This is a genomic window from Sphingobacterium puteale, assembly GCF_050986225.1.
GTDB classification, from domain to species: Bacteria; Bacteroidota; Bacteroidia; order Sphingobacteriales; family Sphingobacteriaceae; genus Sphingobacterium; species Sphingobacterium puteale.
In genome coordinates this window covers 2,434,823-2,447,188 of record NZ_CP158959.1, presented here as the reverse complement: position 1 = coordinate 2,447,188, position 12,366 = coordinate 2,434,823, and the positions used below count along the sequence as shown (strand labels likewise).

The 12,366-nt window shown below is 41.4% G+C and carries 11 protein-coding genes; 8 read left to right on the top strand and 3 right to left on the bottom strand.

Translation table 11 applies throughout. The annotated features are described in order from the left end of the window. Window positions 1-21: 21 nt before the first annotated feature. Window positions 22-1,029, bottom strand: a complete 1,008-nt coding sequence (gene holA / locus ABTV71_RS10215) for a DNA polymerase III subunit delta (RefSeq protein WP_121121639.1) — start codon at window positions 1,027-1,029, stop codon at window positions 22-24. 188 nt (window positions 1,030-1,217) lie between these two features. On the opposite strand from holA, the gene ABTV71_RS10210 reads away from it, so the two are divergent. The 8 genes from ABTV71_RS10210 to ABTV71_RS10175 all read left to right on the top strand — a co-directional run bounded on the left by ABTV71_RS10210 (window position 1,218) and on the right by ABTV71_RS10175 (window position 11,442). Then, window positions 1,218-1,679 (top strand): type I restriction enzyme HsdR N-terminal domain-containing protein, encoded by a 462-nt coding sequence (locus tag ABTV71_RS10210; protein ID WP_121121637.1) that lies wholly within the window; start codon window positions 1,218-1,220, stop codon window positions 1,677-1,679. Between the two features lie 170 nt (window positions 1,680-1,849). After that, window positions 1,850-2,551, top strand: coding sequence for an ATP-dependent Clp endopeptidase proteolytic subunit ClpP (gene clpP / locus ABTV71_RS10205; protein ID WP_121121635.1), 702 nt, complete (start codon window positions 1,850-1,852; stop codon window positions 2,549-2,551). Between the two features lie 2 nt (window positions 2,552-2,553). Then, window positions 2,554-3,804: an ATP-dependent Clp protease ATP-binding subunit ClpX gene (gene clpX / locus ABTV71_RS10200; RefSeq protein WP_077435192.1), complete on the top strand. Its 1,251-nt coding sequence runs from the start codon at window positions 2,554-2,556 to the stop codon at window positions 3,802-3,804. 221 nt (window positions 3,805-4,025) lie between these two features. After that, complete coding sequence (locus ABTV71_RS10195) at window positions 4,026-4,850, top strand: AMP nucleosidase (protein WP_104382493.1); 825 nt, start codon at window positions 4,026-4,028, stop codon at window positions 4,848-4,850. Window positions 4,851-5,348: 498 nt separating this feature from the next. Then, window positions 5,349-6,512, top strand: coding sequence for an efflux RND transporter periplasmic adaptor subunit (locus ABTV71_RS10190; RefSeq protein WP_245971249.1), 1,164 nt, complete (start codon window positions 5,349-5,351; stop codon window positions 6,510-6,512). A 73-nt stretch (window positions 6,513-6,585) separates the two neighbouring features. Further along, window positions 6,586-9,741: an efflux RND transporter permease subunit gene (locus ABTV71_RS10185; RefSeq protein ID WP_433903102.1), complete on the top strand. Its 3,156-nt coding sequence runs from the start codon at window positions 6,586-6,588 to the stop codon at window positions 9,739-9,741. Continuing rightward, window positions 9,738-11,204 carry an efflux transporter outer membrane subunit gene (locus ABTV71_RS10180; RefSeq protein WP_433903101.1) on the top strand — a complete coding sequence of 489 codons (1,467 nt, stop codon included), beginning with the start codon at window positions 9,738-9,740 and terminating at the stop codon, window positions 11,202-11,204. The genes ABTV71_RS10185 and ABTV71_RS10180 overlap by 4 nt, the downstream gene beginning before the upstream one ends. A gap of 25 nt (window positions 11,205-11,229) precedes the next feature. After that, window positions 11,230-11,442 (top strand): DUF6965 family protein, encoded by a 213-nt coding sequence (locus ABTV71_RS10175; protein ID WP_121121628.1) that lies wholly within the window; start codon window positions 11,230-11,232, stop codon window positions 11,440-11,442. A gap of 22 nt (window positions 11,443-11,464) precedes the next feature. On the opposite strand, the gene ABTV71_RS10170 is transcribed toward ABTV71_RS10175, so the two are convergent. Beyond that, window positions 11,465-11,833 (bottom strand): response regulator, encoded by a 369-nt coding sequence (locus tag ABTV71_RS10170; protein WP_121121626.1) that lies wholly within the window; start codon window positions 11,831-11,833, stop codon window positions 11,465-11,467. Between the two features lie 255 nt (window positions 11,834-12,088). Further along, on the bottom strand, window positions 12,089-12,292 hold the full coding sequence (locus ABTV71_RS10165; protein ID WP_121122101.1) for a YwbE family protein: 204 nt from the start codon (window positions 12,290-12,292) through the stop codon (window positions 12,089-12,091). Window positions 12,293-12,366: the final 74 nt, after the last annotated feature.

The window sequence follows — 12,366 nt, the reverse complement described above, 5'->3', positions numbered from 1 at the left end:
TCTTGAAGAACTTGCCATCCCCTAACTTAAGATCCTATAAACCATTTCTTTGAGAATCTCCTCACTATTGAAATTGCTAGGCACATTGACGCCCTTTGATTTCAGGTCAGTCTCTTTGAGGACATTCAGTACATCAAAAGTTTTCCGGCGGTTATAATTTCGGGCAGCCAGTTCATACTCTTTCAAGAAAAATGGATGCACCCCCAATTCCTTCGCGGCAATGGATTTATCAATGAGGTAATGGTATTTTAGTATTTTGGTGAAATAAGTAGCCACCTGCCCGACCACCATCACCAGCGGGTTATTCTTTGGGTTTGCCACAAAATAATCCACAATCTGATAAGCCTTCAAGGCGTTGCGCTTTGCGAGCGCGGTGTTGAGCTCAAATACATTGAAGTCTTTCGAAATACCAATGTTACGTTCCACATCATCTACGCTGATCTCCTGACTTTTCGGAACATTCAGCATCAGTTTATCCAATTCATTGGATACCTTGGCCAGATCATTCCCGAGATAATCCGCGATTAAACCCGCTGCCTGTGGATGTATTCGCCAGCCGGCATCTTTAAGATATCCGCCGATCCAAGGCGCAACTTTATCATCGTATAATTTAGCGGCATCGATCACCAATCCAGCCTTCTCAAACACCTTGTATATTTTTTTTCGCTTGTCAAATTTGCCATGCTTATAGCAAAATACCAAGATAGTTGTTGGTGTCAGATGTTCCAGATATTTAGTCAACAGCTCCTCTGTATCCGATTTCCATTTGAGTTCCTGGGCTTCCTTTACAATGATCACCTGATAATCGCTCATCATAGGATATCGTTTGGCGGCATTAACCACTGTGGAAATATCGATATCCTTGCCGTAAAAAACAGATTGATCAAAGCCTTTTTGTGCCTCATTCAGCACTGTCGATTCCAGTGTATCTGCGATGGTATCAATAAAATAACTTTCCTCCCCCTGTAGCAGATAGACCGGCTTAAAAGATCTGTTCTTGATATCGGATAAGATCGGATTTATGTTCATATAAGCGAAATTACGATTTTACCGCCAAATCTGCAGCAGTAAACCGGCCAGAATTCATCCGGCATTTGAGCTAATTCGGTAAAAGAGACCTAACCAATTGATTAGAAGAAGCAATTATAAAGACAAAAAAAACGCTTGGGGGATCTTATGATTTCCCTTTTTTTGCTAAAATTTTAGTATATTTGTGTATGTTTTCACCGACACCGCTCAATTTGCCACCATTCAAAGCTAAGATATCCAAAAAGAATAATGCGGTTTATATTTTTGATGAGTTGCGAAAAAAAGAGCTGGTATTGACGCCGGAGGAATGGGTCAGGCAACATTGGATAAATTATTTGGCATTGATCAAAAATTATCCCAAGTCACTGATGAATATTGAGGGCGGGTTAAAACTAAACAGTCTTCGGCGACGGAGTGATTTATTGATTTATAACAGTAAAGGACATAAGGTGGTTTTGGCCGAATTCAAAGCACCACATATCAAGATCACACAAAAAGTATTCGCACAGATCGCCAATTATAATTCGGTGCATCGTATCCCATACTTACTGGTGAGCAATGGCATAAATCATTATTATTGCAAAGTTGACTTTGATAACGAGTCGTATCAATTTATAGAAGAGCTTCCAGATTATGCTGAAATCGGCTAAGGACTTCTAAGTGAAATGGATAAAGCATAAGCCCTATTAATAAAATGCCTTTCTTTGCTGAAAGAGGCCGTATCAAAAAAATGTAAAGTAGATGTAAAACATCTTTTCACTTTATTTGATTTTTAAAATATAGTTTTATATTAGTCCTACAGAATAGAAAAAATAAAAAGATGAATATAGATAAAAACGAATTCAGAAAATATGCAGTAAAGCATCACCGAATTGGAAGTCAACATGTTGACAGTTTTATTGCCCGCACAGAAGCTAGCATTCCGACCAATCTTACGCCGTACATCGTTGAGGAGCGTCAACTGAACGTTGCGCAGATGGATGTGTTTTCACGTTTGATGATGGATCGTATTATATTTTTGGGAAGCGGTATAGATGACCAGGTTGCAAATATTATCCAGGCACAATTGTTGTTTTTACAGTCTACTGACGCACAGCGTGACATCCAGATCTACATCAATTCACCCGGAGGAAGTGTTTACGCAGGTCTGGGTATCTACGATACCATGCAGTACATCACCCCGGACGTGGCGACAATCTGTACTGGTATTGCAGCATCTATGGGCGCTGTCCTACTTGTAGCAGGAGCAAAAGGAAAACGCGCAGCTTTACGTCACTCACGTGTAATGATTCACCAACCATCTGGCGGTGCGCAGGGGGTTGCTGCAGATATGGAGATCAATTTACGTGAAATGTTAAAATTAAAAGAAGAATTATATACCATTATTTCAGAACACTCCGGACAAACCTATGAGTGGGTGGAAAAATCTTCTGATCGTGACTACTGGATGAGAGCCAACGAGGCCAAAGAATTTGGTATGATTGATGAGATTTTACTTCCTAAGAAGGAGATTATTAAATAACGATGGCGAAGAATAACGATAGAGACATTCATTGTTCGTTTTGTGGGATAAGCAAAAATGAAGCTCAGATGCTCATTGCTGGAAATGGAGCACACATCTGTGACAGATGTATCCAACAGGCAGGAGAGATTTTGGCAGAAGAATTAAAACAACGTAAAAGCAAAACATTACAGACCGCATTAAAATTAATACGTCCCCAAGAGATCAAAACTCACCTGGATCAGTATGTAATCGGTCAAGATGACGCAAAGAAAGTAATTTCAGTAGCTGTTTATAATCACTATAAGCGTTTGAATCAAAAAGTGGATAAAGATGAAATAGAAATCGAAAAATCCAATTTGATTATCGTTGGTGAAACGGGTACAGGTAAAACATTATTGGCAAAGACCGTTGCCAAAATATTGAACGTACCTTTCTGTATTGTTGATGCCACTGTACTAACTGAAGCTGGATACGTAGGAGAAGACGTGGAAAGTATTTTAACGCGCTTGCTTCAGGCGGCCGATTATGATGTTGCATCAGCAGAACGTGGTATCATCTATATCGATGAAATTGATAAAATCGCACGTAAGAGCGACAACCCTTCCATCACAAGAGATGTCTCAGGTGAAGGCGTTCAACAGGCGTTATTAAAGATTTTAGAAGGTACGGTGGTCAATGTACCACCTCAAGGTGGCCGCAAACATCCAGATCAAAAAATGATCGCTGTAAATACCAGTAACATTCTATTTATCTGTGGTGGTGCATTCGACGGAATCCAAAAGAAAATTGCAAACCGTCTGCGCACACAAACGGTGGGTTATAAGATGAATGAAGATGAAGAGGAAATCGACTTGAACAATCTATACAAGTATATCACGCCTCAGGATCTCAAAAACTTTGGATTGATTCCAGAGTTAATCGGCCGTCTTCCAGTTCTGACCTACTTAAACCCATTGGATAAGGAAACCTTGTTAAGTATTTTGACAGAACCAAAAAATGCATTGGTCAAACAATACAAAAAGTTATTTGAGTACGAAGGTGTTGAACTGAAATTTGATCCCGAAGTATATACTTTTATTGTAGATAAAGCGGATGAATTTAAACTTGGGGCCCGGGGGCTGCGAAGTATCTGCGAAGCGATCATGCTGGATGCCATGTTTGAAATGCCGTCAACGAAAGAACAAACGGGACAGAAAAGTTTGGAGATCACCTTGGACTATGCGAAGAAAAAATTCGAAAAATCCGATCTGAAAAAGCTTAAAGTCGCTTAAAAAAATCCCGTTCGCTGAACGGGATTTTTTTTTTACTATTTAACCTCGTCACTGAATTTAATAACGCCCCTATCCATATTGAAATCCGTGAATAAAAAGCGCTTAAACAAGCTAAAGCATAATAAAAAAAGAATTAAAAATCTTATATTACAATAATAACATAGCCATAACGGAATGTTGACAGACAGATAAGAGATTCGTGAAATAAAAATTTGATGACTATGACAAAGAAAAGTACAAAAAATACGGTAAATAGCCCGATAACCCCAGGTTTAAAAACCAAAGAAGAAATCGTAAACAACTGGCTTCCGCGTTATACCGGAAGACCGCTGGAAGAGTTTGGAGAATATATCCTATTGACAAATTTTTCAAAATATATCCACCTGTTTTCGGAAATGCATGACAACGCTCCGATCTATGGCGAGGACAAACCCATGCAATCTGTCACTGCTGGCGGCATCACCATTATCAACTTCGGGATGGGCAGCCCAATGGCCGCAACGATCATGGATCTGTTATCCGCCATTGCCCCTAAGGCCGTTCTATTTTTAGGCAAAACCGGCGGTATCAAAAAGAAAATCCCAGTAGGCGAACTGATCCTCCCGATTGCGGCTATCCGTGGTGAAGGAACATCGAACGATTACTTTCCACCCGAAGTGCCCTCGCTACCGGCCTTCGCCATGCAGAAAGCGATATCCACAACAATCCGTGATCATCAACGCGACTATTGGACAGGAACCGTATACACCACCAATAGAAGAGTCTGGGAGCATGACAAAGCGTTCAAAAAATACCTCAAATCTATCCGCGCCATGTGTGTCGATATGGAAACAGCAACAATATTTAGCGTCGGTTTTGCCAACAAAATTCCAACAGGCGCTTTACTGTTGGTTTCTGACCAGCCGATGGTTCCGGAAGGAGTCAAAACTTCTGTCAGCGACGTCACGGTTACAGCTAAGTATGTCGAGGCACATATCAGTATAGGTATTGATGCCCTGAAACAGCTTATTAATAACGGACTGACTGTGAAACACCTTAAATTTTAAGCGTTTCAATAGAAAGAAAATTGACTTCAAATAGATTCTCCCAAAGGATAAGGAGTTCGGTCTCCAAAAACATCCTGAAAATCGGAAAAGAATAAAAATTGATGATTAAAAATAATGAGCTCGATATCGGGCTCATTATTTTCAATATGGGCTTCACACAGCCAGATTAATCGCCTCCGAAGCATGTTTGTATTCATTAAAAATCTACCATTTCTTTTAATAGCCAATCATCCGAATCCCTTCCGTAAATGTTGAATGATCAGTAGCAAGATCAATTTACCGTTCGCAATATATTAGTTATACCGCTAACCAATACTCTCTGAAAAACAGCAACTTAAAACTAATAAACAGCATATTTGATTATTAACTGACCTGTTATTAACTATAAATTGAAACGTTAACAAATGTTAATTTGCACAATAATTAAACTATTTGGCGTTATAACTTGTAATAGTAATATTACAAATAGCACATATATCATAAATTTAATCAAGCATTGTGAAGAAAAAAACATTATCTATTTTCAGCGTCTCCTTATTGATTTGTTCGGTCTTAACCACCCAGGTAAGTTGTTCTTCAAGTTCTTCTAAAGAAAATAATAACAGAGAAAAGCCTGTAGCACTACCAGTTTATACTGTTGTCAAGTCAGATGCTACCACAATCAAGGATTATTTAGGTACCATTGAAGGAAAAGTGAATGTTGAAGTGAGACCCCAGGTTGAAGGTTTACTGCAGGAAATCTATGTTGACGAAGGTTCTTTTGTGCAAAAAGGACAAAAACTATTCAAAGTAGACCCTTCTACTTATCAAGAAAACCTAAACAATATGGTCGCAACGGAGCAGGTTGCACGGGCCAAACTTAAAAATGCACAACTCGAAGTGGACCGTTTGAAACCATTGGTTCAAAATGATGTCATTTCAGAGGTAAAGCTGGCCTCCGCAAAATCTGACTATCAGGTCGCCAAGGCCACCCTAGATCAGGCCATTGCTGCTGTACGTTCGGCACAGATCAGCAAAGACTTCACCATTATCACCGCTCCTGTAAGCGGTTATATCGGACGTATTCCAAAACGTATCGGTAATTTGGTTTCCAAAGGTGACAAGGAACCCCTCACCTACCTTTCCGATATCCAGGAAGTCTATGTTTATTTCTCCATGAATGAATCCGACTTCCTTTACTTTTCAAAGGCACAGGCAAAAAAAGACAGCATTGAAGGTAAGAAATACAACCAAAACCAAAAACTGGTATTTCCCCAGGTTACACTCGTTCTCGCTGATGGCGAAGAATATCCTATCAAAGGAGTTGTTGACGCTGTCAATGGACAGATCAACAGAACTACAGGGGCGATCTCTTTACGTGCGACTTTTCAGAACCGGGATAACATCCTACGTTCGGGAAGCAGCGGTACATTAAAAATTGCCGAAGTAAAAAAAGATGTACTCCAGATTCCGCAGATTGCGATCAATGAATTGCAGGATAAAACCTTTGTTTACATATTGGATCAAAATAATAAAGCGCAACGCCGCAATATCCAGCTTTCCGGTAAAAGTAAGGGCAATTACATTGTGTACTCCGGTCTCAAGGAAAACGACCGTGTTATTACCAGCGGATTTGATAAACTAACAGATGGCTCAACCGTAGCCCCTATTCCACAAAAATAATTAGCGCACGTTTTTACGTATTTACGGCAATCCTTTTTCAGGTCTGCCTGAGGTATGTCTAAAATTCTTATATATGTTAAAAACCTTTATAAATAGACCTGTCTTAGCGACAGTCATTTCTATTATTTTAGTCATATTGGGCTTGGTGGGATTAAAATTGCTCCCTGTCTCCCGATTTCCCGAAATCGCACCGCCGAGTGTCCTCGTATCACTGAGTTATCCAGGTGCCAATGCGGAGACCGTGGCGAAAAGTGTACTGCTTCCCATTGAAGAGGCTATTAATGGCGTCGAAGATATGACCTATATTAAGTCGTCCGCCTCCAATTCCGGTTCGGGAAGCGTTTCTGTCTATTTTAAGACCGGAACCAATCCGGATATTGCCTCTGTCAATGTGCAGACCCGTATCTCCAAAGCCATCAGTTCCATTCCTGCTGAAGTAAACGAGGCTGGGATTACCGTTATGCCTCGTCAGACGGGTGTCATCATGACCATCAACCTCTATTCAGATCATCAGGATAAAGCCTATGACGAGACCTTTCTGCAGGCCTACGCGCAGATCAATCTGATGCGGCCCCTATTACGTGTAGACGGTGTCGCACAGGTATCCCGGCTCGGTGCAAGGGATTATGCCATGCGGCTCTGGCTGAACCCGGAGAAGCTGGCCCTATATAACCTGGTTCCCCAGGACATTATGGATGCCATCAAAGATCAAAACTTTGAGATTGCTCCCGGTAAATTTGGGGAGACTTCCGACGAGGCATTTGAAACCGTCATTCGGCATAAAGGACGTTTTACGACACCCGAAGAATTTCAAAGTATCGTCATCAAGACAAACAACGACGGGTCGGTCCTCTACCTCAAGGATGTAGCGCGGGTAGAATTTGGCGCCACCAATCTCAGTAGCGACAATAAGGTCAACGGTCACCCTGGATTAACCCTTAATCTGACGCAAACCAGTGGTTCCAATGCCCACGATATCGACATAGCCGTTCGAAAAGTGCTCGAAGAACAAGCCAAGACATTCCCAAAAGGATTACATTATGAGGTGACTTATTCCGTGCGTGACCAGATTGATGAATCCATCAATCAGGTTGAACATACTCTCTTCGAAGCCTTTATCCTGGTTTTTATCATTGTTTTTATATTTTTACAAGATTTTAGATCCACCTTAATTCCGGCGATTGCCATACCTGTCTCTTTGATCGGTACTTTCTTTTTCCTACAGCTCTTTGGTTTCTCGCTCAATGTATTGACGATGTTTGCCTTGGTGCTGGCTATCGGTATTGTCGTGGATGATGCAATCGTTGTTGTTGAAGCTATCCATGAAAAGATGCACAGTACGGGACTAAAACCCAAAGCTGCAACATTGTCGACCATGTCAGAAATTACGGGCGCAATCCTCTCAATTACTATGGTCATGGCGGCAGTATTTTTACCGGTCGGTTTTATGGAAGGACCTGCGGGTATCTTTTACCGACAATTTGCGTACACGCTGGCAACAGCGATCTTGATTTCGGCGCTGAATGCACTGACATTGAGTCCTGCCCTATGCGCGCTATTACTAAAGGTACCAAAGCATCAACAAGAAGACGAGCACAAGTCAAGAATCAACCAGTTCAAAGATCGTTTCTTTAAAGCATTCAATACGTCTTTTGATCGTCTGACGGCCCGATACGTAACCATTGTACAGTTGTTGATCAATCATAAAAAAATAGCTTGGATAGGCCTGATATTGGTTACTGCGATCGGTGTAACTTTGATGATCAGAACACCGAAGAGTTTTATTCCGACCGAAGATGACGGTTTTATCACCTATAACATCGCCCTGCCTCCCGGGGCTTCGTTAAGCCGTACGACAGAAGTACTCCGTCGTGCTGACAGTATATTGAAAAAGAGAAAAGATATCGAAGGCATGACCACTGTATCTGGCTTCAATGCACTGGACGGTAGTTCAAGCCCTGCCTTTGCCGCAGGTTACATTATCCTTAAACCGCATGCCAAACGTAAGCACATTAAAGATATCAATGCTTTTATGGATACCATAAGAAACGACTTGGCACAGATAAATGAGGCTACATTTACAGTATTCCCGAGACCAACAGTACAGGGATTTGGTGATTTTGCGGGTATTGAAATGGTTCTTCAAGACCGTATGGGAGGAGACGTCAGAGATTTTAACACCATTGCCGATACCTTTATCAGTCAGCTGAATACGCGTCCTGAAATCCGTAGTGCCTACACCAGTTTCAAATCCAATTTCCCACAATATGAGGTAAACATTGATGCCGTAAAAGCGAAATCACTCGGTGTTGAGATCAAAGATCTGATGTCTACGATCCGTTCATACTTTGCGCGTGTACAGGCCAGTGACTTCAATCGCTTTGGCCGGCAATACCGCGTATACGTACAGTCCGATTTTGATTTCCGGAAAGATCCGGAGTCTTTCAATTCAATTTTCGTACGGAACAATAAGGGCGAGATGGTACCCATCAATACCATTTTGACATTAGAAAAAACCGTCGGTCCTGAAACTATTACCCGTTACAATTTATACAACGCCATTGCGGTCAATATCACACCGGCCGAAGGCTTTAGTACCGACGATGCCATGCAGGCCATCCAAAAGCTGGCGGACGAAAAGTTACCCGGAAATTATGGCTTTGAATGGACGGGAATGAGTTACGAAGAGAGCCAATCCGGCTCTCAGACCATTCTGATCTTTGTTTTGAGTATCTTATTTGTTTACTTTTTGCTTTCGGCACAGTATGAAAGCTATATCCTGCCCTGGGCGGTTTTGCTGTCCATACCTGTTGGCCTGATCGGTGTTTATTCAGTGATCAATCTTGTCGGCTTACAGAATAACATCTATGTACAGGTTGGTTTGATCATGCTGATCGGTCTGCTGGCTAAAAACGCAATCCTCATTGTAGAATTTGCCGTTCAGGAACGCAAAAATGGAAAAAGTATCGTGGAAGCAGCGATCAGTGGGTCGAAACTGCGGTTGAGACCGATCCTGATGACCAGTCTCGCATTTGTAGCGGGTCTGGTTCCGCTGATGTGGACGGTTGGCCCATCGGCCATTGGTAATCACTCCATTAGCTTCAGTGCTGCAGGGGGAATGTTATTTGGTGTTGCCTTCGGCATCTTTATTATTCCGGTACTATTTGTGGTTTTCAAAGGTCTGGATGAAAAATTACAGAATAAACTCGCTAAAGAAGAAGAAGAATGAAGAACATAAAAAAATACATTTCAGCGCTATGTCTAGCTACGGGGCTACTAATTTCGATGAATGCCTGTAAAATCGGTAAAGATTATGTTCAGCCCAAATTACAACTACCCAGTACCTTCCGTGGCGATACATTGGATTTTTTTGGAGATATCTCAAGTATGGGGCTGATCCATTGGAAATCCTTTTTCCATGATCCCACACTCAAGATGCTGATCGATTCAGCGCTTGCTAACAATTTTGAGATGAAAACAGCACTGCTGAATCTGCAGATCTCCAACAACCTTCTAGCACAGAATAAATCAAATTATTTACCAAGTGTAGGTGCCACCATAGCCAATGGAAGCCGTACCTGGCGATCGAAAGATTTTGGAAGTGGCCCCTTGACAAAGTATTATGACCGCAAAGGTGAAAAAGCGCCCGAAAATAGGTTTGTCTACCAATCCCAGTTTGGCTCTGACATCAATTTCAGCTGGGAAATAGATATCTGGAAAAAGATCAGCAGCAAACAAGAGCAGCTTTTAGCTGAGTATCTGGACACACAAGAAGCCAAAAATGCGATTCAGACCAATATCATTACGTCTGTCGCCAAAGGCTATTTCAACCTGCTGATGTTAGATGCTAAGATCGAAGTAGCCAAACGTAATGTTCAGCTGAACGACAGCACATTGCGCATGATCAAGCTCCAATACACCGCTGGAGAGATCACTGCACTTGCTATCCAGCAAACAGAGTCCCAGCGTCTGCTAGCAGCCTCACTGGTACCAGAATTGGAAAAGCAGATTGTTATTCAGGAGAATGCCCTTCAGACATTAACGGGAAAACTACCCGACAGCATCAAGCGCGGGACTTCATACGAACATCTCTTTGCGGAAAGCAAAGAGATATCCTTAGGTTCACCTGTCGAAATCATACGAAATCGACCGGATATCCGCTCCTCCGAGTTTCAGCTGATGGCCGCCAATGCGAACGCCAATATTCAGCAGGCTATGCGCTATCCTTCGTTCAATATAGGCGGTGTATTCGGTGTAAATGCGATGCTTCCCCGAAACTGGTTCAATATTCCCGGAGCCTTATTAGGTGGTATCACCGGCAATCTGACCACACCTATATTCAAGAACAAAACATTAAAAACACAATATGAAGTTGCGAAACTGGAACGGGATAAGGCCGAAATCCAGTTCCAACAGAAAGTGGTTGAAGCCGTTGCCGAAGTCTCCAATGCTGTAGTAACAGTAGACAAGCAACGGGAACAGCTTGAACTAGCAAGAAAAAGAGTGGACAATGCACATCTTGCTGTAAAAAATGCAAACTTACTCTTCAAAAGCGGATATGCAACGTACCTGGAAGTCATCACCGCCCAAAGCAATGCCCTGGATAGCGACTTAGATCTCGTCGAATTGCGCCAGCAACATCTGGATGGATTCTTAGATCTTTACCGATCTTTAGGTGGTGGTTGGAGATAATGATTTAAAACTCTATTTTTGTCTCATGACACCAGAGGAATTACAAGAATATTTTCGGTCGCGGGACTTGCCCAAATCACTGGAAATACAACAAGATATGCAAGTATTTGATGTGGAGCGATTTATCAGCACAAGTTTTATCCATGTTGGATTATGGAAAAAAGACCTGAGCAAATGCCCTTCATGGGTCAGGCTCTTAAAGTTTAAAGAAGCACTGGAAAATAGCGAAAAAGCCTAACGAATGTTAGGCTTTTTATTTTTTAGCTAAGTTGCTTCAACAATACGGACATCTCCTCCTTCGAAAAGATCTGCTCCGCTCCCCCCGCCAGCATTTCAAGGCGTTCACTCTCATCACTGCTCGAAGTAAGGCCAAAAATACGAATGGTGGGGAACTTTTCCCTGACTATCTTCGCAGTTTCAATTCCATTTAAGATGGGCATGTGCAGATCCAATATACATACCTCAGGGAGCGCGTTTTTATGTTCAGTCAAATACTCGATCAGATCTCTACCATTAGCAGCGCAATAAATTATTTCCAATGAATGGGATTGGGCCATTGCCTTCATCATGACATGATGGATCATCGCATCATCTGCGTAGACAATCTTACATTTGCTTTTGGTATCCATTCGAAAAAGATGTCATTCAACTAATTAATATAATAAAATTCTATAAATATGTGATAAAAATAAAAAATTTGGTAAGAAGTTAGTAAAAATTATGTTAATATGCAAATCTTATAAAAAAAGTGCACAACAGCTCTTCCATTAAATTCAATTAGCTCGAATAATAAGAACATCATTAGGTAGTAAAATGTTGATTAGACAATAAGTCTAACTCATTTGGATTAGTCGAAGATTTAATTTCACGACAACATGATACCATTAAAAGTCATCCGCTATAATTTCAGCCACTCGCCCCACCTGGCCGTCCGTCAGTCTTACTTTTATCCCTCTTGAATGATAAGATGAGGATGTCAGTAAATCCTTTACAATGCCTTCTGTGAGATTGCCGCTGCGTTGGTCTTTTTTCAAAATAATATTGACCAGCATTCCTGGTTTTACGTCCGCTCTATTTCTTCCGTCCATGGTCAAATGTAAGAAATAAAAAAGGAGTTTTCCAAAAGAAAACTCCCCTATTTTTGTTGAATTATTTATTTTTT